This window comes from Pseudomonas sp. Marseille-Q1929 (assembly GCF_017316265.1).
Taxonomy (GTDB): Bacteria; Pseudomonadota; Gammaproteobacteria; order Pseudomonadales; family Pseudomonadaceae; genus Aquipseudomonas.
In genome coordinates, this window is the sequence record NZ_JAFLWU010000015.1 from 1 (window position 1) to 24,941 (window position 24,941).

A 24,941-nucleotide genomic window follows, 5' to 3' on the forward strand; every position below is an offset into this window, starting at 1 on the left:
CTCCCCTCTTCGCCGGCAGCGCAGGTTGTTTATACGAGCCGCCCCTTTTGACGATCAGGTCGGCCATCACATGCAAACCTTCGCCGTCCAGGTGTTGCAGCTTGGGCATCAGCGTGAGGTCGGCCGCGAGGTCGCGGGTGATGTCTTCACGCAAGGCGCCGATGGCCTGGCGCACGGCCAGGCAGCCGCCGTATTGCTCGCGGGCGAGGAACAGGAATTGCGAACGGTTGGCGGACACCACATCGAGAAAGATGCGCACGGACGCATCGATAATGCCGCCCATCACGAATTCGTTGTGGCGTACCAGGCGGATCGTGGCGCGGAAGGTCTGGCCGACCTCGCTGACCAACACGAGCCCAAGCTGATCCATGTCGGCAAAGTGGCGATAGAAACCGGTGGGCACAATGCCGGCCGTCTTGGCCACTTCGCGCAGGCTCAGGCTGCCAAACCCACGGCCACACTCCATCAGATGGCGGGCTGCGTCCATCAGGGCGAGGCGGGTCTGTTGCTTCTGTTCGGCGCGGGGCAGCATGGGCGGGGGCTTTGTCGGCAAGTTCAGCGACGCACTCTAGCAAAACCGCTTCATCGGCGTCGAACTTGCGCGGGGTGATGCGTGACGCGGTCTACAGCAAAGCAAAAGCCCGATCGACGGATCGGGCTTTTTTTTGGGCCACCACAGGCTTAGCTCTGGGCTTCGTGCAGTTCTTTCAGGCGATCAGCGCCGCCTTCAGCAACACCTTCGGTGTAAGCGCGTTTGTTGGCTTGCTCAGCGCCGCCTTCGACCAGACCTTTCTGTTCCAGGCGATCACGGCCACCTTCAGCAACACCTTCGGTGTAGGCGCGTTTGTTGGCTTGCTCGGCGCCACCTTCAACCAGGCCTTTCTCTTCCAGGCGGTTGCGGCCGTTTTCAGCGACAGCGCCTTTGGCGTAGTCACGGTTTTCTTCTTCTTGCGAACCGCTGCGTGCCAGGGTCTGGCTGGACTGCACGGCTTGAGCCTTGTTCTGTGGGGTCGCTTGTTCGGCGGCTGGCAGGGCAAAAGCGCTGGAAGCCAGGACGGACAACAGGACGGTAGCGAGTACTTGGCGTTTCATGATGGGTTGCTCCTTGGGAGGGCGATAAAGTGGGTACAGGGCTAATGCTACTCTCGATAAGTCGATATAAAAGTTCATAAACACAATGGTAATAATCAACAGAATTGATTGTTCCCGGCAGAGGCTCTAACTCGCGCCTCTCAAGCCCGCGGTTTTGCACCGGGGTGGGTATTTTCGACACGTGCATGGGTAACATTGGTGCGCTGTCGTAAGGGGAATCTGTCGATGTGGTCAGAAAACCTGGTTTTTCCCGGCAAATAACGCATTGGGTTAAACCCCCGCGCGGTTTGCCAGTCGTAGTCCTATAAGCTGTCTTAAAAGGCTGTTACCTGGCCGGTCGTATTCAGGAGTCCTGTGCAATGACGCGCACGCGCAAAATCGTCGCTTGGAGCTGTGCCAGCTTCGTTCTATTAATCGCCGTGGTGGTGTTGCTGCTGGCGTTCTTCGACTGGAACCGCATCAAGCCGCAGATCAATGCCAAGGTCTCCGAAGAGTTGCATCGCCCGTTTGCCATCAACGGCAACCTGGCCGTGGTGTGGGCGCGAGAGCCCGATGAAGGCGGTTGGCGCGCCTGGGTGCCGTGGCCCCATCTGATCGCCGAGGACCTGGCCCTGGGCAACCCCGACTGGTCGAAAAAACCGCAGATGGTCACCCTGAAGAAGGTCGAGCTGCGCATCTCGCCGCTGGCGTTGCTGGTGCAGCGCGTGGTGATCCCGCGTATCGACCTGACTGAGCCAAGCGCCGAATTGCAGCGCCTCGCCGACGGTCGCGCCAACTGGACCTTCAAATTCGACCCCAAGGACCCGAACGCCGAACCGTCCAACTGGGTGGTCGACATCGGTGCCATCGGCTTCGACAAAGGCCACGTGACCCTCGACGACCAAACCCTCAAGACCCAGCTCGACGTGATCATCGACCCCCTGGGCAAACCGATCCCGTTCGGCGAAATCGTCGGCGACGCGGATGCGAAGAAAGCCCTGGAAAAAGGCGCGGCGCCGCAAGACTATGCGTTCGCCCTCAAGGTCAAAGGCCAGTATCACGGGCAGAAACTCGACGGCAGCGGCAAGATCGGCGGCCTGCTTGCGTTGCAAGACGCGGCCAAGCCGTTCCCCCTGCAAGCACAGGTCAAGGTCGGCGATACCAGCATCGCCCTCGCCGGCACCCTGACCGACCCGCTTAACCTCGGCGCCCTCGACCTGCGCCTGAAACTCGCAGGCTCAAGCCTCGGCAACCTGTACCCGCTGACCGGCGTGACCCTGCCGGACTCGCCGGCGTATTCCACCGACGGCCACCTGATCGCCAAGCTGCACGAAGCCAGCGGTGCGTCATTCACCTATGAAAACTTCAACGGCAAGATCGGCAACAGCGATATCCACGGCAACCTCGCCTATGTCGCCAGCCAGCCACGGCCCAAGCTCAGCGGCGCGTTGGTGTCCAACCAACTGCTGATGACCGACCTCGCGCCCTTGATCGGCGCCGACTCCAACGCCAAGCAAAAGGCCCGTGGCGGTGAAAGCAAACAGCCGGCGACCAAGGTGCTGCCGGTGGAAGAGTTCCGCACCGAACGCTGGCGCGACATGGACGCGGACGTGGAATTCACCGGCAAACGTATCGTGCACAGCGCCGAACTGCCGTTCACCGACCTCTACACCCACCTGGTGCTCAACGACGGCCAACTCAGTCTCGAACCCCTGCGCTTCGGCGTGGCCGGCGGCAAACTCGACGCGCAGATCCGTCTGAATGGCCGCATCACGCCAATGGAAGGCCGCGCCAAACTCACCGCGCGCAACTTCAAGCTCAAGCAGCTGTTCCCCACCTTCGAACCGATGAAAACCAGCTTTGGTGAGCTCAATGGCGACGCCGATATCGCCGGTCGCGGTAACTCCGTGGCAGCGCTGCTGGGCAGTTCCAACGGTGACCTGAAGATGCTGATCAACGACGGCGCCATCAGCCGAGGCCTGATGGAAATCGCCGGGCTCAACGTTGGCAACTACGTGGTGGGCCGCCTGTTTGGCGACAAGGAAGTGAAGATCAACTGCGCGGCCGCCGACTTCGGCATCAAGACCGGCCTGGCCACGACACGCCTGTTTGTGTTCGATACCGAGAACGCCATCATCTACATCGATGGCACTGCGAACATGGCCACCGAACAGTTGGACCTGACCATCACCCCGGAGTCGAAAGGCTTTCGCCTGTTCTCCCTGCGCTCACCGTTGTACGTCAATGGGCCGCTCATCAAGCCCAACGCCGGCGTGAAAGCGGTACCGCTGATGCTGCGTGGCGCGGGCATGGTGGCGTTGGGTGTGATCGTCGGCCCGGCGGCGGGCTTGCTGGCGTTGATCGCGCCGAGCGGGGACGTGCCGAACCAGTGCGCGCCGTTGTTGCAGCAGATGAAGGAAGGCAAAGCCCCGAAAACGGTAAAGGGCTAGGCCCCACTGGGAATGAAAATATCGCCGGGCGTGCAAGGGGTGCCAATCTGGAGGGCCGGATCCTTTTTATAAGGCGTACCGTCCGGGTTGATTGAGTAGAACACTTCATGCAGGTACTGCTTGCCGTCCAGCACGAAACAACGAAAGGAGGCATGGGTGGGAAATGCGTTCTTCATCTGGGCGAGGGTTACGCTGCTGCCTATCCATTTGTCGAACATTGGCTCGATGTATAGCCCGACTTTTTGCAGCCTGACGATGTCATTGAAATAGTCACTTTCTGTTTTGCCTGAGCAGGTTCCGTGTTTTTTCCATTCATGTCTGAACATCCCTTGCGGAGCTACAGTGACTAGCTGAGCAATGGCGGGGGTGTTGGCAATCTGGTCGAGCTTTGCGTCGCTGATATCGCAGGCAGTGGTGGATTGGCAGCTGGGGGCGGTGTTGCAAAAGGCGGGGTGGCGATTGGTTTTCTGCCCCACGCTGTCGTTGTAGGGCCAGATGCCGTGGGTGAGAAACTGTTGCGGCGGCTTATCGCAGCCTGCAGTTGCAGGTTTCAGCTTGCAGAAACTTGGCTGCCAGGTCTTGGCGTAGACCCAGTAGGTGAATCCCGCGCTGCTAGGCGTGATTTCTTCGTTGGCATCCAGGGCCTGGGCACCGTGGCTGATCAGCAGCATCGCCAAGGCCGTTGCAACGAACCGGATACTCTTCATGAGCGGTTACCCCACCTTCGTTCGGCCAGCGGTATTGTCGGCGAATGATGGGATTACTGATTAGCCCTTTTGCGATGGGGAATCTACTGTCAACACTAACAGGTGGGCACGATCAGACATGTGGGGGCCGGCAAGCCAGCTCCCACATTGTCAGGTGTTGTTGGTCAGAGGCCTTGCAGAATATCCGCCATGTCGTCGGCGTGTTCTTCTTCCTGCGCCAGGATGTCTTCGAAAATCCGGCGTGTCGTTGGGTCTTTATCGCCGATGTACTGGATGATCTCGCGATAACTGTCCACCGCGATCCGTTCCGCCACCAGGTCTTCGTAGACCATTTCCTTCAAGTTCTTGCCCGCCACGTACTGCGCGTGGGAGTTCTTCGACAGCAGGTCCGGGTTGAACTCCGGCTCGCCGCCCAGCTGCACAATGCGCTCGGCGAGTTTGTCGGCGTGCTCGGCTTCTTGCGTGGCGTGCTCCAGGAACTCGTCAGCCGCGACTGACGCCTTGAGGCCGCTGGCCATGAAGTAGTGGCGCTTGTAGCGCAGCACGCAGACCAGTTCCGTGGCCAGCGACTCGTTGAGCAAGCGGATGATTTCTTTGCGGTCGGCGTCATAGCCTTCGGTCACCGCGCCGTTTTCGACGTTCTTGCGGGCGCGGCTGCGCAGGGTGGCAACGTCAGTCAGGTGTGCTTCAGTCATCTCGATCTCCTGGGGCTAATCCGGTTTTGCGCCACGCTCTGTCGGCGTGATCGCTCAAAGTTGTGAGTCCCGGGCGACGCAAAAAGTTTTATCGGATTTACCCACGGCGTCATCAGCCCGACTTGAGGTTGGGCTAGGCTTGCGCTCAGGTCAGCCGTTTCGAGGACGTTCGCCCCATGCCGCAGTCGTTAGCCACGCGTTATCCGTTAGTGCTGGTACCCGGCATGCTTGGTTTTGTGCGTCTGGGGTTTTTCCCCTACTGGTACGGCATCGTCCCGGCGTTGCGTGCGGGCGGGGCGCAGGTGTTTGCCGTCCAGGTGGCGCCGCTGGATTCCAGCGAGGTGCGCGGCGAGCAGTTGCTGGCGCAGATCGAGCAGATTCGCCGGGAGAGCGGCGCCGACAAGGTCAACCTGATCGGCCATAGCCAAGGCTCGCTGACTGCGCGTTATGCGGCGGCCAAACGCCCAGAGTGGGTGGCGTCGGTGACGTCGGTTGCCGGGCCGAATCATGGTTCGGAGTTGGCGGACCATATCCACCTCCATTACCCCATCGACGGCGTGAAGGGGCGGCTCATGAGCGCGCTGTTCCATGTAGTCGCCTGGGTGATGGGCGTGCTGGAAACCGGCTATCGCGGGCCGCGCTTCAAGGCGGACTTGCAAGCGTCCCACCATTCGTTGACCAGTGCCGGGGTGGCGCTGTTCAATCGCCAGTATCCCCAAGGCTTGCCCGACACCTGGGGCGGGCAGGGGGCCGAGGAGGTCAATGGCGTGCGTTATTACTCGTGGTCCGGCACCTTGCAGCCGGGCATCACCGACCGTGGCCGCAACCTGTTCGACGGCACGAACCGCAGCTGCCGCCTGTTCGCCCGCAGCTTTGTGCGGGAGAAGGGCCAGTGTGATGGCATGGTTGGGCGTTACAGCTCACACCTGGGGGTGGTGATTGGGGATGACTTTCCCCTGGATCACTTTGATATCGTCAACCAATCCATGGGGCTGGTGGGGAAGGGGGCGGAGCCGATCCGGTTGTTTGTGGAGCATGCCCAAAGGCTTAAGGCCGCCGGGGTATAGCAGGTAGACCGTGTCATCGTTCATCGCAGGCAAGCCAGCTCCCACATGTTGATTTGCGCACACATTCCAAATGTGGGAGCTGGCTTGCCTGCGATGGCGTCAGTTCAGGCTACCCTCACCGGCGTGGTCCAACGCTCCGACAAAATCACCCCGCCCAACGTCAGTAACCCACCGACTAAGTGATACAACGCCAACTCTTCCTTCAACACCACCGCCGCAATCAGCGCCGTAATCAACGGCAGCAAATTGAAAAACAACGTAGTCCGGCTCGGCCCCAACGTCTTCACCGAATGCATCCACGCCAACGGCGCCAGCATCGAAGCCAGCAAGCACGCATACATCACCAGCGGAATATTCGCCCAGCCCAGGCCGGCTTTCTGCGAGAACAAATACAGCGGAAACAACACCACCACCGCCACCAGCACCTGCAAATACAGCAACACCAGCGGCGGCAGGCGCAGTTGCCATTTTTTCAGCAGGGTGCTGTAGACCGCGTAGGCCAAGGTGGCCACCAGCATCATCGCGTCGCCCAGGTTGACCCCATGTTGCAGCAACGCGCCCAGGCTGCCGGACGACACCACCACGACCACGCCGGCGAATGACAGCACCGCACCGGTGAGGGCGCCGTAGGTCAGGCGCTGGCCAAGGCTGATGATCGCCGCCGTCAGCGCCATCAACGGCATCAGCGACAGGATGATGCCCATGTTGGTCGCCGTGGTCAGCGACGCGGCGTAGTACGCCAGGCTCTGGTACACCGCCATGCCCAGCACGCCAAGGATGGCGATCTTGCCCAGGTTCGGGCGGATCAGCGCCCAGTTGGCGAGCACCGGCTTGAGCATGAACGGCGTAAACAGCAGCGCCGCCAGCAGCCAGCGGTAAAAGCCGATCTCCGCCGGGAAGATTGTGCCGACGGCCAGCTTGTTGACCACGGTGTTGCCGGCCCAGATGAAAATGGCCAGCAGGGGATACGCGTATTGCATCGAAAGAAACCAGGTGTGTTGATGAGCCGGGATTATCCCTTGTCTGGATCGAAGCCTATACTGCGATCCAGACAAACGACCTATGTATCCAGACAACATGGCCAGACACACCGTACGCCTCGCGGATTTTGCCAGCCTGCCCAGCCCGGTCTACTTCCGCTACTCCGATTTTGCCCCCGACACCGAATGCACCCCGCACCAGCACGGCTGGGGTTCGCTGGATTATTCCGCCAGCGGCGTGATGCGCATGGAAGTGGCCGGCAACCGTTTTATGTCGCCGCCGCAGTACGCGGTGTGGGTGCCGCCGCACACTGAGCACAGCTCCTACAACGCCGAGGCCATCGTCTACCACTCGGTGGGCCTGGCCCCTGAACTCTGCGCCCAGTTGCCGCCGCAGCCGTGCACCCTGGCAATCAGCGAGATCCTCAAGGCGATCCTCAGCGACTTCGCCCAACGCGACGTGAATATCCCCGAGAGCGAAGCCGATATCCGCCTGGCCCAGGTGCTGGTGGACCAGCTCAAGCAGGCGCCGATCCACGAGTGCTTTCTGCCCTACGCCCGTCATCCCGGCCTGCTCGGCGTGCTGGAGGGCATGCAGGCCGATCCCGGCGACAACCGGCCGCTGGCCCATTGGGCGGCGCAGGTGCACGTGAGCGAGCGCACCCTGGCGCGCCAGTTTGTGCGCGAGCTGGGCATGAGCTTCGGTGAATGGCGCCAGCGCCTGCGCTACCTGGCGGCCATCGAAGCCCTCGATAGTGAACACAGCGTGCAACACGTGGCCTTCGACCTCGGCTACAGCACCGCCTCGGCCTTTATCGCGATGTTCCAGCGCCACGCTGGTTGCACGCCTGAGCAGTACCGGCGGTCGAATATCCGAAGTCGGTGAAGATGTAACAGGCTTTGACTACACTGCTGGGTAGGCTGTGCCCCTCGGCACAGTAACAGGGAGAAAACTCCATGAAGATGCTGCGAATTCCGTTGTTGATGATGGGCCTGCTGCTGTGTTCCCAGGGCTTTGCCGCCACCGCCCAGCAAAACAAGATGACCACCTGTAATGCCGAAGCCACCACCAAGACCCTCAAGGGCGACGACCGCAAGGCGTTCATGAAAACCTGCCTGTCGGCCCCGGCGGCCAATGACGCCAAGACCCTGACGCCGCAGCAGCAGAAGATGAAAGACTGCAATGCGTCGGCGAAGACCAAGGCGCTGGCCGGCGATGCGCGCAAGACCTTTATGAGCACTTGCCTCAAAGGCTGATCGCGATTCTGTGGGCCCTGCAAATCAAATGTGGGAGCTGGCTTGCCTGCGATGCCGGCACCTCGGTCTATCAGCAAGACCGAGGTGATGCTATCGCAGGCAAGCCAGCTCCCACACTTGATCGCATTAACAACCTACCTACTCGCTTGATTCCCTCAAGGCTGGCAGACTGCCCATCCTTTAACGCCGTTTGTTTTGAGGCTGTATGCCAACGTTTTCTCAGCGTCATGTGTTGTTGCTGGCCAGCTACATCATCATTTTCGGCGGACTGCTGCTGGTACTGCCGCTCAAATTACTGCCCAGCCTGCTGGCTGGCCTGTTGGTGTTTGAACTGGTCAACATGCTCACCCCGCAACTGCAACGGCTGATCGAAGGCCGGCGCGCTCGCTGGCTGGCGGTGGCCTTGCTCGGCACCTTGATCGTCAGCGTGCTGACCCTGATCTTTGCCGGCGCCATCAGTTTCCTGCTCCACGAAGCGGAAAATCCCGGGGCTTCCCTCGACAAATTCATGGGCGTGGTCGATCGCGCACGCGGCCAGTTGCCGCCGTTTATCGACGCCTACCTGCCCGCCAGCGCCGCCGAATTCCGCGTGGCCATCGGCGACTGGATGAGCAAGCACCTGAGCGAACTGCAGTTGGTCGGCAAAGACGCCGCCCACATGTTCGTCACCTTGCTGATCGGCATGGTGCTTGGCGCCATCATCGCCCTGCAACGCGTGCCCGACCTGACCAAACGCAAACCCTTGGCTGCCGCGCTGTTCGACCGCCTGCACCTGCTGGTCCAGGCCTTTCGCAACATCGTCTTCGCGCAGATCAAGATCGCCGCGCTCAACACCGCCTTCACCGCCGTGTTCCTCGCCGTGGTGTTGCCGTTGTGCGGGATTCACTTGCCGCTGACCAAAACCCTGATCGTGCTGACCTTCCTGCTGGGCCTGCTGCCGGTGATCGGCAACCTGATGTCCAACACGCTGATTACCATCGTCGCGCTGTCGCTGTCGATCTGGGTGGCGGTGGCGGCGTTGGGGTATTTGATCGTGATCCACAAGATCGAGTACTTCCTCAATGCGCGGATCGTCGGCGGGCAGATCAGTGCCAAGTCGTGGGAGTTGCTGCTGGCGATGCTGGTGTTTGAGGCGGCATTCGGGCTGCCGGGCGTGGTGGCGGGGCCGATTTATTATGCGTATCTCAAGAGTGAGTTGAAGCTAGGCGGGATGGTTTAAGTATTGTAGTGATTGGTCTGGCCTCTTCGCGAGCAAGCCCGCTCCCACATTTACTGTGTTTACACATTTAGACTTGTGAATACAGTCAGTGTGGGAGCGGGCTTGCTCGCGAAGGGCGCGCCACGGTCTTTCAGCTAAAACTCAGCAGCCATACCGCTTGCTGGCCTCAATCGCCAACCCACTGCCGATACTGCCAAAGATATTCCCTTCCACATGCCGCGCATTCGGCAACATCGCCGAGATGCTGTGGCGCAGTGCCGGGATCCCGCTGGAACCGCCGGTAAAGAACACCGTGTCCACCTGCGCCACGCTCACTGAAGCGTCGTTGAGCAACTGCGTCACGCTACCGCGCACGCGCTCCAGCAAGGCGTCGATGGACGACTCGAACAGCGCCCGGCTCAGGTCTACGCTCAGGCCTGCTTCGATACGGTCCAGCGCCACGTGGCGGCTGTCTTCGTGGGTCAGCTGGATCTTGGTTTCTTCCACTTCCATGGCCAGCCAGTGCCCGGCACGCTGTTCGATCAACTTGAACAGGCGGTCGATGCCGCCGGTGTCTTCGATGTCGTAGCGCATGCTGCCCAATGCCAGCTGGGACTTTTGCGAGTACACCGAGTTGATGGTGTGCCAGGTCGCCAGGTTCATGTGGTGGCTGGTGGGCATGTAGGCGCCGCTCTTCATGCGGCTGCCGTAGCCGAACAGCGGCATCATGCCGTTCAGCGAGAGCTGTTTGTCGAAGTCGGTACCGCCGATGTGCACGCCGCCGGTGGCGAGGATGTCGCTCTGGCGGTTGTCGTTGTGACGGCGGTCCGGCGACAGGCGCACCAGGGAGAAGTCAGACGTACCACCGCCGATGTCGACGATCAGTACCAACTCTTCCTTCTGGATGGTGGACTCGTAGTCGAACGCGGCCGCAATCGGCTCGTACTGGAACGAAATGTCCTTGAAGCCGATCTTGCGCGCCACGTCCACCAGGGTGTTCTCGGCTTCCTGGTCGGCCATCGGGTCGTCGTCGACGAAAAACACCGGGCGGCCCAGCACCACTTCTTCGAACTCACGGCCGGCGTTGGCTTCGGCGCGGCTCTTGAGCTGGCCGATAAACAGTGCCAGCAGGTCGGTGAACGGCATCGCCGTGCCGAGCACGCTGGTGTCGTGCTTGATCAGCTTGGAGCCCAGCAGGCTCTTGAGCGAGCGCATCAGCCGGCCTTCGTAGTTTTCCAGGTACTCGTGCAGCGCCAGGCGACCGTACACCGGGCGGCGTTCCTCGAAGTTGAAGAACACCACCGACGGCAGCGTGATCTTGTCGTCCTCCAGCGCAATGAGCGTCTCCTCGCCGGGGCGGATCCAGCCGACGGTGGAGTTGGACGTGCCAAAGTCGATGCCGCAGGCACGGGCTGGGGATGGGTTTTCCATGACAATCAGGTTCCGGTTGAAAAACGGCCGCGCAGTGTATGCCAGTCGACGGCGGATGCGTAGGCCGACCATCTGTTAAATCTCGCTTGAAACTTGGCGATTCGCCCCCACATCTGCTGCATACGGCAAGCGCCGATAACACTTTGACGCACCCCCAGGCCACAAGACTCAACAGGTGCAAACCACCGCACGTTGTGCCCCGGGCTGTGCGATCTCGATTAAGGATGGTGAACCGCCGATGGATTTCAAAGACTACTACAAGATTCTGGGTGTCGAGCCGAGCGCGGACGACAAAGAAATCAAGGCCGCGTACCGCAAGCTCGCGCGCAAATACCACCCGGACGTGAGCAAGGAAAAAGACGCCGAAGCCAAGTTCAAGGACGCGTCCGAAGCCTACGAGGCGCTCAAAAGCGCGGACAAGCGCGCCGAGTACGACGAGCTGCGCAAATACGGCCAGCATGGCCAACCGTTCCAGGGACCACCGGGCTGGCAGAGCCGTGGCGGCTTTGGCGGCGGCCAGGACCAGGGCGACTTCTCGGACTTCTTCAGCTCGATCTTCGGCTCCCGTGGCGATGCCTTCGGTGGCGGCCAGCGCCGTCCGACCGGGCGCAAGGGCCAGGACGTGGAGATGCAGTTGACCGTGTCCCTTGAAGAGACGCTGTCCACCGAGTCCAAGCAGATCAGCTTCCAGGTGCCGCAGTACGACGCCTCGGGTCGCCACGTCAGCAATACGACCAAGAGTCTGAACGTGAAGATCCCCGCCGGCGTAGCCGACGGCGAGCGCATCCGCCTCAAAGGCCAGGGTGCACCGGGGATTGGTGGCGGGGCCAATGGCGACCTGTACCTGATCATCAAGTTTGCGCCCCATTCGAAATTCGAAGTCGAAGGCGAAAACCTGGTGATCACCCTGCCGCTGGCGCCTTGGGAATTGGCGCTGGGCGCAGAAGTGGCCGTACCGACCTTGACCGGCAAGATCAACCTCAAGGTGCCCGCCGGCAGCCAGAACGGCCAGCGCATGCGCGCCAAGGGCCACGGTTTGCTGAACAAGGCTGGGGAGCGGGGTTTCCTGTATATCCAGCTCAAGGCCGTGATGCCTAAGCAGGCCGATGACGAAACCATCGCACTGTGGCAGGAACTGGCGAAAAAGGCTGCGTTCAACCCAAGGGAAAACTTCTGAAGTTAACGGCCAGGCGCTAAGTATCTAGCGCTGATTCCCCGGTTGGCCATGATGTGCTGATGCTCCCCTACACCGGAGCGACATCATGGCCGATCTTTCTTCCGGCAACCTGCCGGCGGCAACCCGTAGTATCCACCGCGACTTCCTCGAAAAGGCCAGCCCCGCCTGGCTGATCAACGCCACGCCCGCACGCCGTGCGCAATTCAAAGATGCCCCTGCGCAACTGCCAGACTGGTATCAACGCGCATCACCTACCCAGCGGCACACACTGAATCAAGCATTCACCGCCAGCTTCGCCGCGCAAACCGCCCTCGACAAGGCCGTGGCGCCGCTACAAGACATCGACAGCTTTGCCGAGCCGCTGTTGGTCAATGCGTTGCAGAAGCAGTTCAAGGTGCAGTTGGATGTACACAAGACGCTCGTGCACTTGCGCAAACCCATCGAGCTCGGTGTGCTCGGCACCACTATTGGCAGTTTCGAAGTGCTGCGCCTGCCGCTGTTGCAAGCCGCGCTGCATAACTTCGAAGACTGGGAGTGTATAACCGGGGCGTTTCATGCCTCGTCGGGGTTTCTCACCCGCAACGCAACGGGGGATAGCGTCGAGCCGCTCAGCACTGCGATGACCGTCGCGCAGTTCACCGGCCTGTGCCGTTCACTGGACATTGGCGCGCAGTATCAGCGCTACCTCAATGACTACCTGCACCCCAAGGATTCGGCAACGGAACAGGCGCTGAAGTACAAGTTCAGCAATGCACGCAAGGCCGACCTGACAGCGGCGGCCGAGTTGGCGTTGCTGCGCAAGGATATCGAACCGGCCGATTATCAAATGATTCTCTCGGTGGTCAATGGCGAAAAAGACCCGTGGATGGGCAAAAAACAGGTGTGGTTCCGCGACCTTGGCCTGGTAAAAAAACGCATGAGTGGCTGTGTGGCTTTTGTCATCAGCGAGAAGTATCGGTACACCGATGAGCTGATTCTCTATATTCCCCATGACCCGCATCATCCGTTGAAACGCTTCACTTGGGCGCAAATGGAGGCGATGTTCAAGCAACGCTTCACTGCGCGCGATACCCCGGACCCGGGGGATGGCAGCCCGACAACCTATCAACGGTTTTTCAGCCAATTCGTGGCCTATGGCGACCTTGCGGCGTATTTCGATGCGTTCACCGAGGATGTGCCAGCGCCAACGTTCGCGGCCAAGGTGGCGCCCTATGTGCCCTTGCTCAGTGAACTGAGCAAGGGCTTGAACCCATTCATGATTTTCACCAGCGTGCGAGAGTTCCCGCCTGGCCCGCCGCCCGCCAAAGTACCCGAGCCGGACCCCTATCTGAACCCCACCGCATTGGTGCGCAAGGGCCATGGCATTTGGGCCGACAACGTTGATCTGTGGGCTTACCTGTTCGACCAACACCGCGCCAAGACCCTCGCCGATGCGCGCAGTCACGCCGTGCCCACCGCCGATGTCGACGCCCGCGCACGCTCCGAAAAGCTCGCCAAGTTGCTCAATGTGGGTCTGTTGGTATTGAACACCGTATCGATGTTCGTACCGGTGTTGGGCGAGGTGATGATGGGCGTGATGGTCGGCCAACTGCTCTACGAAACCCTTGAGGGCACCATCGAATGGAGTGAAGGCGACCGCCGGGCCGCCAAGGCGCACTTGGTGGACGTCGCTGCAAACCTGGCGCTGCTGGGGGTGATGGCCGCGGGCGGCAAGCTTCTGCCCAAGCTCGTTGCCGCCAAACCCGAACCGCTGATCGAAGACCTTGACCCGGTGACCCTGCCCTCCGGGCAGCAACGCTTGCGGCGCACAGACCTCAAAGGTTACGAAAGCCCGGTGAGCTTGCCGGCCGATATCCGCCCCAACCCACAGGGCGAGTACCTGCACGCTGGCAAGAGCTATATTCGTTTGTCGGGAGAGGTCTATGAAAAAACCTTCGATACCTCGCTTGCACGCTGGCGCATTCAGCACCCCACCAACCCCGAGGCTTACCAACCCCTGTTGAGCCACAATGGCGCCGGTGCCTGGCGGCATACCCTGGACCGGCCGCTGACCTGGGAGCGCCAAACCCTGATGCGCCGCCTGGGGCCTGCGGTTGATGGGTTGACCGATGAGCAATTGGTGAGTATCGCCGACATCAGTGGCACCAGCGATGACGCCTTGCGCAAGCTGCATATGGACAACGCAGCACCGCCCCCTGCGTTGGCCGATACGCTGCGGATCTTCAAGGCCGATCAGGACGTGGCGCAGGTGATCGAACAGGTCAGCACCGGGCGTGCGGTGGATGGGCGCTACCTGTACACCTTGCCTTTGGTCACCGAAATGCCGCGCTGGCCAGTGGGGCGGGTGCTAGAGGTGTTCGATGAACCGAGCCTGGCAGGGCCATCGCAGCGTTATGGGGTGGAGCGCTTGTACCCAGGCGTCAAGTTGAAGGCGCCGATCCGGGTGAGCCGCGCCGATGTACTCAGCAGTAAATTGCCGGCGCATATTCTCGACGCCCTGGATGAAACCGAAGTCGTCAGCCTGCTCGGCGCTGAACCGGCGCGCGTGCGTGAGAGCCGGCCCCAGGAGTTTCGCAAGCAGCTCGCCGAGTACGCGCGCACGCGCCAGCCAGCGCTGTTCGACAGCCTCTATACCGGCACCGAGAAACCCGCAGCCATGGTCGCCAAGCTGCAACGCCTGTTCCCCGGCCTGAGCGAACACGCCGCGCAAAGCGTGCTGGCCGATGCCGATGGCGAGCAACTTGCCCGGCTGCGCAAGACCGGGCGCGTGCCGTTGGCGCTGCAGGAGCAAGCGCGCTGGTATGTGCGCCAGGGCCGCGTTGGCCGCGCCTATGCAGGCTTGCACATGGAAAACATGCAGTCCGCCGACAGCAAGCACCTGGCGCTGCATACCTTGAGTAAGCTGCCGGGCTGGCCGGACGGGATGCGCCTGGAGAGCCGTGCCGGCAGCATCGACGGCACCCTGCTGGACAGTATCGGCAGCGAGAGCGCCCTCCAGCGCAAATACCTGGTCAAGCAAGGGCCGGTCTACCAGGCGTTCAACGAACGCGGCGAAGCGCTCAACAGCCTGGCGCCTTACGGTGACAATTTCTACGCGTCGATCCTGCATGCCCTACCTGATGACGCCCGCCAATCGCTGGGGGTGCCGCATGTGGGGCAAAGCCAGGAACTGCGACGGATGATCATCGACTACGCCACCGAACACCCCGTGGAGTCGACGCAAATCGTTGAGGGTACGCCGGCACGGCAAGCCTGGTTCAACCCCCCACGGCGCATTGCCGGAAAACTATTGGGTTACCCGCTCAGTGGCCGCGGCGAGGGTGCAGTGGCTGCGCTGGCAAGCCGGGCTCGGGCGCTGTACCCGCTGATGTCCGAGGCACAGGCGAATGAGTTTGTGCTGGCACACCTGCGCGAGGGCAAAAACGATCATCAAGTGCTCACCCTGCTGGAGAACCGTCGCCGCGAATGGGAAACCCTGGACAGCACGCTGAGGGCCTGGGAGGCCGCGGCCCCGGCAGATCCTTTTGAGATGTGGCTGTCGGGGAATGACCCACGGCCGCGCATGGCAACTGCACTCAGGAGAAGTTGGCAGCGCGGCCCGCTGAGCGAGTCGCCGGGCAGTGCCGACCTGGTGCTCAATGGCGACGCCGCCTTGCCGGTCCTGGGCGCAGATTTCTCCCATGTGCGCAGCTTGACGATGAAGGGGCGCGGACTGATCGAAGGCAATATCGGCCAATTGCTCAGTCAAGTTCCCAGGTTGCAAAGCCTGACGGTGGTGGGCGGCGACGCGGTGCTGCATAGCTTAATCGACGGGTTGGAAGGGCTGCGCGACCTCACGCGTTTGCACATCGAGCCCATGACCAACATTTCAGGGGGGGAACAGACGCGGCTGGAAGGCCTGACTCAACTCCAACACCTGAACCTGAACTCGGCGTATCGGCTGCCGCGACCGCTTGATGTCAGCCGCATGAGCACGCTGCGCAGCTTGAAACTTTCGGGCGGCGGGGAGCGCGACTTTCCAGTGGGTGTGTTCGGGCTGCCCGACCTGGCGCAGTTGGAACTGCAGGGCACGAATATCGAGGCGTTGCCGCCGCAACTCTTCGAGCCGGGGCGCGGGCGCCTATGGGCCGGGCTGTCGTTCAAGTGGTCGAACTTGACCCAAGAGCGCTTCAGCGCTGCGTTTGACTTTGTTAAAGCCCAGCCGGAGCACGTGATGGACCCGCACCAAATGGTCCGGGACTATTGCATCGGGCGGTTCAAGGATCACCTGGGCCGACCGTTTCAGAGCAGCCCGTCGCGCAGTCTGGATTTGGCCTCGGCGTTCTTCGTCAAATGGCCTGATGCCCAGGCGCAGGTGGACGCCATGGGGGGGCTGGCCGCCGAATTTAGTGAGTTGACCCAACGCCTTGAAGCCTGGGCCGGCCAAGCGCCGGATCGGCTGGAACAGTTCGCACGAGCCGATACAACCGCCGCATTGCGCGGTACCTGGTATCAGGGCGTGTGCCAGCGCTATGGCCTCGACCAGCCGTCACTGTTGACCTTGCCCAGCCTGGCGCTCACCACCTTGCCGGAACTACCGGCTGAAGGTTTCGCGCATTTGACGACACTGCGTCTGCAACACGCGCGGGTGCCTGAGGAACAACTGAGCAGGTTCATCCAAGGCTTCAGCGGGTTGCGCACCCTGGACCTGAGCGGCAGCCAAGTGGTCGCGTTGGATGTGAGTCATTTGCAAGCCCTGGAGGCGTTGAGCTTACCCGGCAGCACCCTGCGCAGTTGGCCGGTGGGGGCTGAACAACTGCCGCATTTGCAGTGGCTGGACTTGCGCGCCAGCCACATCACCCATCTGCCCGACGCAGTGCTGGCACAGGACCGCCTGCTGCTCGATACCCATCTTGCTGGCACGCCGTTGACTGCCGACACACTCGCCGCGCTGGCGACGGCGCGCCAGCGGATTGAACAGCGGCTGGGCTTGCCGGAAGGAAGCTTGAGACTGTTTGAGCAAGAGCCGATCCTCGATGCTTTCCCTCCGCTAGAAAGCGGTTCCGAAGTGGCTCAACACCTCTTGCCTTTGCTGGCGCCCTTGCCCGTTGAGGGGGGAACGTCGTTGGCGCAGCAGTTGCAGCGCCTGCACCCGGCGTTGGGTTCCGAAGGCGCTGGCCAATGGCTTGAGCGCCTGCGCAGCGAAGGGTTGGACGACTCGCAAGTGGGCGAGCGCATCCAGGGCTGGGAGCGCAGCTTCGACACGCTGACGCGGTGTTTGAATGGCTGGTTGTTCCGGCGCATGGTCAACCTCGAGCGCGGGCATGTGGTGACGTCCGGAGTGCGTCGGGCGGCGGGCGAAAAAATAATCGCCAGTTGGCGCGCCGGTGTTTGCACCGTTACCGAGGCCGCCGATCGCGAGCTGAGTTTTCACGGCATGACCCTCGGTAACCTGCCCGAGCTGCCCGCCACGCTGGAGCATGTCGAATCCTTGAATCTCAACGGCGTGCAACTCTCTACCGAAGGTTCCGACGGGTTCCTGCGGGCCTTCCCACGGTTGCGGACGCTGGTGCTGAGCAGCAACCCCCTGACGGCGTTTCCCGACGCCGTGGAGGGTATGTCTGAGCTGGAGCGGTTGGAACTGTCGGCAATCGGTCTCAATAACGCTGAACGGTTGTACCCCATGCTGAATTCGCTTGAACGCCTGAAATGGCTGGACCTGAGCTACTGCGACCTGGACAGTTTTCGCATCGAGCCCGGTAGCCGTTTGCAGACGTTGAACCTGAGCAACAACGAGTTGAAGCACTGGCCCGAAGGCACACTGCAGTCGGCGTCCTTGCGTACGTTGGACCTGAGCAGCAATCAACTTGAAGATATCCCGGCCGGTGCCTTGGAGGGGTTGCATGATGAGTTAATAAGCGGCGTCGACATGTCAGATAACTTCGGCCTTGGGTTGGACGATCTGAACCGCTTGCAGGCGTATGCCGCCAGGGTCGGCCTCGCAGAGGATGCCGAAGTGCTGGGTATGAGCCCGGCCAATATCCAGCAGCAGATTGACGAGCTTGAGCACCCGCAAAGCATCGACAGCAGTGGCGAGGGGGGGAGCGACTCCGAGGTCGATGTGTCGCCCGTGCAGTCTGACGAGGAGTTGGAAGGTGCACACACAGAGCAGATGTATCGCGATACCTGGCTGGAGAACTTGCCCGCCGACGCACAGGCGCACAACCGTGCCCTCTGGGAGCAACTGGCAGCCGAACCCGACAACGAAGCGTTCTTCAACCTGCTATCGCTGCTGCCGCAAACCAAGGAGTTCGATGCGTCCCGCGCGTCCTTGACTGCACGGGTCTGGCGGGTAATGAAGGCGGCAGGCGAAGACAGTCAATTGCGTGAAACCCTGTTCGCGCTGTCCAGCACCCATGGCACCTGCACTGACGGGCGTATCCTCACCTTCAGCGGGCTGGAGATCAAAGTGCTGGAATTCGAGACCCTGCAAGGCCTCGACCCCAGCGACCTGGCAAGCAAAGGCCCGGCACTGCTGAAGCTGTCGCGCAACCTGTTTCGCCTGGAGCAGGTTGAACAACTGGCGGCCAGGCATATGCGACCCCACTCCGATCCGGCAGAGGTGCGCCTGCAATATTTGATTGGCCTCAAGCACCGGCTCGCGCTGCAAGGCGTGCCCGAACGCATGCGCTTCGCGATCCCGATCAGTGGCCCGGTGATGGAGCGCGAGGCCCAAGCCATCGAAGCGCTGGAGAAAACCGACGTGTTCTACCAGAACCTGATCAGTCGCGATTACTGGGTTGATTACCTCAAGGGCCGATACCCCGACGACTTTGCCGCACTGGCTCAACGCAGTGCCGAACAGCGTGAAGCCGTGGAAGAGGCTCACGCAGACTTTGGCGAGGACTATCTCAGTGCTCTGCAAACCCTCGACCATGAGCTGCAAGCTGACGAAACCCAAACCCGACTGGCACTTTCGCGCCGAGCGGACGCGGCCTTGAACCCCACGGCGGGTGACCCGCAGCAACCGGGCACCTCCGCTGGCCTGCCCCGTTAACTAACTACCGCAGGCTGCTTGGCCGGGCATGGTCTGCTCCGGGTTTTCATTGATTCGGAATTGAAGACCATGCCCGCTGATCCAACCACGCCCCCCGGCCTTGAGCCGCAAACCGCAGCGTACGAGCTGATCAAGCAAAAAACGCCGGACTGGCTGATCCAGGCTTCGGCGCCGACACGCGATGCATTCAAGGGTGTTTCAACCCATGCTGTCGATTGGCTCAGCACGCTCGATGCCACCCAGCAACGGCAGATGCAGCAGTACAACGCCGCCAGCGCGGACTCTCGCAATACCCTTGATCAGGCCATGGCAGGCTTGCAGTCGGCCGAGGCATTTGCCAAGCCGTTGCTGGCCGAAGCGCTGAAAACCCAGTTCAACGTCGAGCCCGACCTGGACGCAACGTACATCGACCTGCGCAACCCGGTTGAGCTTGGCGCACTGGGCATCCGCGTCGGCAGCTTTTCGGTGTTGAGCCTGTCGCTGTTGCAGGCCGCGCTGCACAATTTTGAGGACAGCGAATGCGAGCCGGGAGCGTTTACCTCGACCTCGCGCTTCAAGGCCGGGCCTGGAGAACGCGACGCTAGCGTGACACTGGGCTTGAGTATCCCGGCATTCCTCAAGCTCTGTCGCACGCTGGATATCGGCGCGCAGTACCAGGCTTACCTCAAGCAGTTTTTCCAGACGGCCGATGGCCTGCGTGCGCAGGTGATCCAGGCGCAGAAAGACGCGTTGCAGGCCGCCGCCTATCTGGCGCTGCTCAAGCAGGATATCGGTGCGGGCGACTATGCGGTAATCCAGGCGGTGATTGCCGATCAGCGTGAGATACGCGATGGCGGCAAACCGGTGTGGTTCAACGATGTCAGCCTCATGGGCTTGCGCCTGTCAGGCTGCACGGCGTTCGTGGCGGTGGAAAAACAGCAGGCGGCCCAAGACGTGCTGGTGTACATCCCCCACGACCCGGAACACCCGCTGAAAAAATACCCCAGTCGCCAGGCCCTGGAGGCCGAACTGACCCGCCAGTTGATGGCTGACGTGCCCAGCGCAGGTCCAGGTCGCTATCAACAGTTCCTCAGTTACCATCTGGCCTATACCGACCAGCCTACCTATTGGCGCCGTTTGACCCAGGAAGCGTCCGAACAGCCGCGTGATGCGTATGGCGTTTTTCGAACCAGCCGATATGTGCTGCCGTTTGTCTCGACAATAGTCTCGATCTTCCTTGGGCCCAAACAGCTACCCCCGATCAAGCCTGTGCGCGAGCCGATCGAGAATCCGGACTTTCATATCCGCGTCATTTCCAAGCGCGAGTTGTGGCAAGAGAACGTTGACCTGTGGGGGGACAATTTCGATAAATTGCAGGCCAAGCTGATCGCCGATGCCCTTGGCCATGCAGTGCCTACGGCGCAGGTGGATGCCCAGGCCCGCGCGAAAAAAATCGCTGACCTTGAGCAGGCTGGGTTGTTCGCATTGAATCTGGTCTCGATGTTCGTGCCGGGCCTGGGTGAAGTGATGATGGGCGTAATGGCTGCCCAACTGCTCTACGAAACCTTTGAAGGCGTGGTGGAGTGGCACGATGGCGACCGCGAGGCTGCCTTGGCGCACTTGACCGACGTCGCGGAAAACCTGGCCTTCATCGGTGTGATGGCCGCCGGTGGCGCGGGGGTGCGCAAGGTCCTCAGTACCCCGCCAGTGATCGAAACACTCCAACCCGTCACGCTGCCCAACGGCGCGCAAAAACTCTGGAATGCCGACCTCGCGCCCTACAAGGCCCCGCTGCAACTGGCCGCGGATGCCCAGCCTGACGTGCTCGGTTTATATGCCCACCAGGGCCAGACCGTGGTGCCGCTGGAGGGCGAGCACTTTGCGCTGCGGCGCGACCCCGTCACGGCCGAATACCGTATCCTGCACCCCACTCGGCCGCAGGCTTATGCGCCACGTCTGGCCCACAATCACGAGGGCGCCTGGCAGCATGAGACGGAGCACCCATTGATCTGGGACGAACCCACCACCTTACGGCGCCTGGGAGCGGTGGTGGACGGTGTCTCCGAGCTGCGCTTGCAACAGGCCTGCGAGGCCAGCGGCATAGAAGTCGACGCCCTGCGCGCCGGGCATATCGACCACGAACCCATGCCCCTGGCGCTGGCCGACAGCCTGCAACGCTTCAAGGCCGCCGACGCGCTGACGGACTTCATTGAGCAAATGAAATCGGCCGATCCGGCGCAATACGCCAAGGCCGACCCCGCGCTGCAAATGAACCTGCTGCGACGCCGGGGCATGCTGCCGGAGGTGGCGATCACGCTGTTCGACTACGGCGGTGAACAACTCTGGAGTGAGCCGCTGTCTGCGCAGCAACCACGCCTTGCAGTGACGTTGACTGAGGGCGGGCTGGGGCGCGGCGAGTTCCTGCAGGAGCTGCTCTGCAGCCTACAAGCTAATGATCGGGCGTTGAGCGAGTTCCCCGGTCAGGCCAGCGACACCTTGTCCGAACGCGCCAGGCTGTTGCGCCAGTACCTGGCCGAGCAGGCCGAGGCGTCCGAGCGCACTCTGGTGGAAACGCGATACCAGTCGCACAACCGCAGTACCAACCCTGATGTGCTGCGGATGCAAAACGCTTACCCCAGTCTGCCAAGCCCTATGGCAGAGCACCTGCTGAAAAACCTCAGCGCCGACCAGTTGAGCCTTTTTCGCAGCCACGGCCTGCTTCCGCCAGCGGTGCGGGAGCAAGCGCAATGGCAGGTACAAGAGCTGCGCCTGGCACGTGCCTACGAAGGCTTGACGGTGGAGTCGCTTGCGAGCGCAGACAGCCAGCGCCTACAGGCGCACATGCAGGATTCGGAACTGACACGCGAGGCCGCGCGCGAGCTGTTGCTGGCGCATCCGCTGCGCAAGCCGGCCTACGACCCGTCGATGCGCCTGCTCGGTGGCGGGCGCGGTATCCGTCAACTGCTGAACACTGCGGGCAACGCGTTGCGCACGCCTTCGCAGCGTGCACTGAGGCTGTATCCCAGGTTCAGTGAGGCCGACGTGGGCGCGTTCATCACCTCACTCGGAGCGGATGTGCGCGGTGGCTTGTCACGCCTGGAGAGCGAATATGCGACCCTGCAACAAGACCTGAAAACCTGGGTTCGCGCGAATGCGCCACAGGCGAATGCCACCGCATTTGATCGCCGGGGCGGGTTGGTGCGTACCTATGCCGATGAAATAGAACGTTGCTGGCGCCGCGAAACGCTCAACCTGGAAATCACCCCGGCAAGCCCCCTTGAGCTGCCGGCCTTGAACGCTGATTTCAGCCACGTTGAAACCCTGAAGTTGTGCAATACGCCCTGGAGCGAAGCCGCGCAGACCTTCCTGAATAATTTCAAGCAACTCAAGCTGCTGAATATCCGCAAGTCTGGGCTTACCGAACTGCCTCAAGGCCTTGGCGAGAGAAGCCGCCTGACCCATTTGCGCCTGTCCGAAAACCGTATCCGGCTGACGCCTCAGAGTGTCGAACAATTGGCGGGCCTTAGCCGGCTGAGGTTGCTGGACCTGTCGGAAAACCCGCTGGGGCTGGCGCCAGACCTCAGTGGCATGCCGCAGTTGAGTTATGTGTTCTTGAATAAAGCAGGCCTTGAGCAGTGGCCCGGCGGCGTTGGCGAGTTGGTACATCTGCAGGAACTCAACCTGCGCGACAACCGGCTGCGCACCATCCCGATTGAGCGCCTCGAACCCTCACCTGAGCAGTTCGAAAGCACCATCAATCTCAACCAGAAAATCGCCCTGGGCGGCAACCCCTTGTCTGCCGAGGCCGGGCAGGCGTTGGACGCCTACTGGCAACGTTTGTCACAGACCCACCCCGAGATGATGCGCGACGGGCGCGGCGACACGTTTGCAGCCCAGACCCTGCAGCTCGCCCAGGTGCGGCGCATGTACCCCAGCTATGACATTGGCCAGTGCCGACAATACATCTGGAACCTGGGGGCTGAGGCTGAAGCCGAATTGGCCCGGATCAGCCTGGAATTCACCACGCTCAAGGATCAGCTCGATGCCTGGGTGTTCTCCGGCGGCGGCACGAGACAGCGCTATGTGCGCATGGGCCAGGTGTTGGAAAACGCCGCCACCCGCGATGATCGGAGCATGGCCAAAGTCCGGATCCTCGCATGCTGGCGAGGCGATACACCGCAAAAGCTGTCCCACGACGGCATAGCCTTCGGGCTGGAGTTGGACCTCAGTGATTTGAGGCTGCCCAGCCTGCCGGACCTGGAGGCCGACTTCAGCCACGTCGGCTCGCTCAAGCTGAGGGGCATGGGGCTGCGAACCTCGCCCGAGGGTTTTCTCAGCAGCTTCCGTGGCTTGCGCTGGCTCGATATGTCGAACAACCAGCTGCGCGAATTGCCGCCGGCCGTGGGTGAAATGCACGGCGTGACTCGGCTGTTCCTCGACAATAACCAGATCAGCCTGACCGCTGAAAGCGCCCGGATGCTGGCCGAGTGCACCACCCTCAGGGCGTTGTGGATGGATGGCAACCCTTTGGGCCGGGTGCCGGATTTCACGCAGATCCCGGATATCCGTTCTTTACGCCTGAAGGGCACCGACATTGATCACTGGCCCACCGGGTTGGGCTCCCAAGAGTTGCTCGACGAAATCGACCTGAGTGACAACCAACTGACCACACTGCCGGATGAAGTCATCGCGCCTGCTGACCATGAGCTTGTACGTTCGACTCGCCTGTGTTCCATCACCAAGGTCAGCAGCAACCCCTTGTCCGAGTCGACTTTGCAACAGGTGCGGGTGCATGCCGCGCGGTTGCAGCGTGAACAGTTGGTGCCTGGCAATCGCCAGCTACAGCTGGTCAGTAGCGCCTTGGGCTTGCGCACACCGATGGTGGTCAGAACAGTGGATGCTGCGTTCGAGCGCTGGAGCCGAGGCTTTAGCCCGGAGCAAACGGGCACCAGGACCGCGCAGTGGATAAGCCTGCGTGACCAACCGGGCAGCGACGGGTTTTTCCGGGTACTGGACGATTTGCAAATCGCCCTCACCGATTATGACGACTTGCAACGCCGCGTCTGGGAGGTGATCGACAGCATCACCGAGCCGAACCCCGAATCTGCCGCCCTGCGCGATGAAATGTTCACCTGGGCGGGGCGGGCCGCGTGTTGTGATCGGGCGGCACTGTCGTTCAGCAACCTGGAAATCATGCGCATGGTCTACCGCGCCAAGGCCGCGGCAAGCGATGCCTCTCAAGGCCCGGCGCTGTTGAAACTGGCGCGAGGCTTATTTCGCCTGGATGAGGTGGAAAAGACCGCACTCGCCGATATCGCCACACGCACTGAGGCGATCAATAGCGACGCGACGCTCTCGCCCGGGGAAAGGGACGTCTTGATCCAGCTGTTGGAAGAGGTGCAGACTCGCCTGGACTATCGTTACGGGCTCAAGGGCGCAGAGCAGTTGGACCTGCCGGGCCAGCCGACCCATGTGATGTTCCCGTCTTTGGGCAGAGTCACTTCGGACCAACTGACCGCCGCCCGCACGCGCATCCTGGCCCTCGACAACTCCCCCGAGGAATTCCAGGCCTTGCTGTCCCGCGACTTCTGGAAGGACTACATCACCCACAAATACCGTGCGCAGTTCGACGCACTGAGCAAGCCCTCGCACGAGCAGGTGGCGCAGTTGCTCGAACGGCTTGAGAGCGGTGAGCTCACGCGCGCCGACTGCGATGCTCAGGCGCAAGTGGTACAGGATCAATTGGCCATCGATGAGGCGGCATTGATCGAAAGCCTGAGCCGTGCCGAGTGGCGGGAAAATCCGCTGGCCGGACCGCCAGAATCTGGCACACGATAACTAAATAGGCGTTGGCGCCGGGGCTGTTCGATAGGCTGGTTTTTTACCCGTCACG

Annotated in this window: 14 protein-coding genes; 8 read left to right on the top strand and 6 right to left on the bottom strand. The window is 61.6% G+C overall.

Translation table 11 applies throughout. From position 1 onward, the window contains the following. Both J1G37_RS16930 and J1G37_RS16935 read right to left on the bottom strand, forming a co-directional pair. Positions 1-532, bottom strand: a 532-nt coding sequence (locus tag J1G37_RS16930; protein ID WP_207043572.1) for a TetR family transcriptional regulator, incomplete at its 3' end; no start/stop codon positions are given. 149 nt (positions 533-681) lie between these two features. Then, complete coding sequence (locus J1G37_RS16935; protein ID WP_017737498.1) at positions 682-1,092, bottom strand: hypothetical protein; 411 nt, start codon at positions 1,090-1,092, stop codon at positions 682-684. Positions 1,093-1,451: 359 nt separating this feature from the next. Here J1G37_RS16935 and J1G37_RS16940 point away from each other — a divergent pair, with 359 nt between their 5' ends. Further along, positions 1,452-3,521, top strand: a complete 2,070-nt coding sequence (locus J1G37_RS16940) for an AsmA family protein (RefSeq protein ID WP_207043574.1) — start codon at positions 1,452-1,454, stop codon at positions 3,519-3,521. Here the strand turns inward: J1G37_RS16940 and J1G37_RS16945 are convergent. Both J1G37_RS16945 and J1G37_RS16950 read right to left on the bottom strand, forming a co-directional pair. After that, positions 3,518-4,228, bottom strand: coding sequence for a hypothetical protein (locus J1G37_RS16945; RefSeq protein WP_207043576.1), 711 nt, complete (start codon positions 4,226-4,228; stop codon positions 3,518-3,520). The two genes, J1G37_RS16940 and J1G37_RS16945, sit on opposite strands and share 4 nt — an antisense overlap. Before the next feature lie 164 nt (positions 4,229-4,392). After that, positions 4,393-4,923 carry a ferritin-like domain-containing protein gene (locus J1G37_RS16950; protein WP_207043579.1) on the bottom strand — a complete coding sequence of 177 codons (531 nt, stop codon included), beginning with the start codon at positions 4,921-4,923 and terminating at the stop codon, positions 4,393-4,395. A gap of 176 nt (positions 4,924-5,099) precedes the next feature. Between J1G37_RS16950 and J1G37_RS16955 the strand changes: the two genes are divergently transcribed. Then, entirely contained in the window at positions 5,100-5,990 is an 891-nt protein-coding gene (locus J1G37_RS16955; protein WP_207043581.1) for a triacylglycerol lipase, read from the top strand. Positions 5,991-6,094: 104 nt separating this feature from the next. On the opposite strand, the gene J1G37_RS16960 is transcribed toward J1G37_RS16955, so the two are convergent. After that, positions 6,095-6,970, bottom strand: a complete 876-nt coding sequence (locus J1G37_RS16960; protein ID WP_207043586.1) for a DMT family transporter — start codon at positions 6,968-6,970, stop codon at positions 6,095-6,097. Positions 6,971-7,067: 97 nt separating this feature from the next. Between J1G37_RS16960 and J1G37_RS16965 the strand changes: the two genes are divergently transcribed. From J1G37_RS16965 to J1G37_RS16975, 3 genes are all read left to right on the top strand, one after another. Further along, positions 7,068-7,856, top strand: a complete 789-nt coding sequence (locus J1G37_RS16965) for a helix-turn-helix transcriptional regulator (RefSeq protein WP_207043588.1) — start codon at positions 7,068-7,070, stop codon at positions 7,854-7,856. A gap of 71 nt (positions 7,857-7,927) precedes the next feature. Further along, positions 7,928-8,227: a PsiF family protein gene (locus J1G37_RS16970; RefSeq protein WP_116627296.1), complete on the top strand. Its 300-nt coding sequence runs from the start codon at positions 7,928-7,930 to the stop codon at positions 8,225-8,227. Between the two features lie 205 nt (positions 8,228-8,432). Continuing rightward, positions 8,433-9,446 (top strand): AI-2E family transporter, encoded by a 1,014-nt coding sequence (locus tag J1G37_RS16975; RefSeq protein ID WP_017737507.1) that lies wholly within the window; start codon positions 8,433-8,435, stop codon positions 9,444-9,446. A gap of 141 nt (positions 9,447-9,587) precedes the next feature. Here J1G37_RS16975 and J1G37_RS16980 read toward each other — a convergent pair whose 3' ends face one another. Beyond that, positions 9,588-10,856 carry an Hsp70 family protein gene (locus tag J1G37_RS16980; RefSeq protein ID WP_207043590.1) on the bottom strand — a complete coding sequence of 423 codons (1,269 nt, stop codon included), beginning with the start codon at positions 10,854-10,856 and terminating at the stop codon, positions 9,588-9,590. A 238-nt stretch (positions 10,857-11,094) separates the two neighbouring features. Between J1G37_RS16980 and J1G37_RS16985 the strand changes: the two genes are divergently transcribed. The 3 genes from J1G37_RS16985 to J1G37_RS16995 all read left to right on the top strand — a co-directional run bounded on the left by J1G37_RS16985 (position 11,095) and on the right by J1G37_RS16995 (position 24,886). After that, on the top strand, positions 11,095-12,033 hold the full coding sequence (locus J1G37_RS16985) for a DnaJ C-terminal domain-containing protein (protein WP_207043599.1): 939 nt from the start codon (positions 11,095-11,097) through the stop codon (positions 12,031-12,033). Between the two features lie 85 nt (positions 12,034-12,118). After that, positions 12,119-19,069 (top strand): NEL-type E3 ubiquitin ligase domain-containing protein, encoded by a 6,951-nt coding sequence (locus J1G37_RS16990; RefSeq protein ID WP_207043601.1) that lies wholly within the window; start codon positions 12,119-12,121, stop codon positions 19,067-19,069. A 69-nt stretch (positions 19,070-19,138) separates the two neighbouring features. After that, positions 19,139-24,886: a DUF6543 domain-containing protein gene (locus tag J1G37_RS16995; RefSeq protein WP_207043603.1), complete on the top strand. Its 5,748-nt coding sequence runs from the start codon at positions 19,139-19,141 to the stop codon at positions 24,884-24,886. The last annotated feature ends 55 nt before the right edge of the window (positions 24,887-24,941 follow it).

Bases quoted from the DNA above. Each gene is read 5' to 3' on its own strand.
- J1G37_RS16960 (WP_207043586.1), bottom strand. From the start codon at position 6,970: ATGCAATACGCGTATCCCCTGCTGGCCATTTTCATCTGGGCCGGCAAC.
- J1G37_RS16990 (WP_207043601.1), top strand. From the start codon at position 12,119: ATGGCCGATCTTTCTTCCGGCAACCTGCCGGCGGCAACCCGTAGTATC.
- J1G37_RS16955 (WP_207043581.1), top strand. From the start codon at position 5,100: ATGCCGCAGTCGTTAGCCACGCGTTATCCGTTAGTGCTGGTACCCGGC.
- J1G37_RS16945 (WP_207043576.1), bottom strand. From the start codon at position 4,228: ATGAAGAGTATCCGGTTCGTTGCAACGGCCTTGGCGATGCTGCTGATC.
- J1G37_RS16985 (WP_207043599.1), top strand. From the start codon at position 11,095: ATGGATTTCAAAGACTACTACAAGATTCTGGGTGTCGAGCCGAGCGCG.
- J1G37_RS16940 (WP_207043574.1), top strand. From the start codon at position 1,452: ATGACGCGCACGCGCAAAATCGTCGCTTGGAGCTGTGCCAGCTTCGTT.
- J1G37_RS16975 (WP_017737507.1), top strand. From the start codon at position 8,433: ATGCCAACGTTTTCTCAGCGTCATGTGTTGTTGCTGGCCAGCTACATC.
- J1G37_RS16980 (WP_207043590.1), bottom strand. From the start codon at position 10,856: ATGGAAAACCCATCCCCAGCCCGTGCCTGCGGCATCGACTTTGGCACG.
- J1G37_RS16935 (WP_017737498.1), bottom strand. From the start codon at position 1,092: ATGAAACGCCAAGTACTCGCTACCGTCCTGTTGTCCGTCCTGGCTTCC.
- J1G37_RS16950 (WP_207043579.1), bottom strand. From the start codon at position 4,923: ATGACTGAAGCACACCTGACTGACGTTGCCACCCTGCGCAGCCGCGCC.
- J1G37_RS16995 (WP_207043603.1), top strand. From the start codon at position 19,139: ATGCCCGCTGATCCAACCACGCCCCCCGGCCTTGAGCCGCAAACCGCA.
- J1G37_RS16970 (WP_116627296.1), top strand. From the start codon at position 7,928: ATGAAGATGCTGCGAATTCCGTTGTTGATGATGGGCCTGCTGCTGTGT.
- J1G37_RS16965 (WP_207043588.1), top strand. From the start codon at position 7,068: ATGGCCAGACACACCGTACGCCTCGCGGATTTTGCCAGCCTGCCCAGC.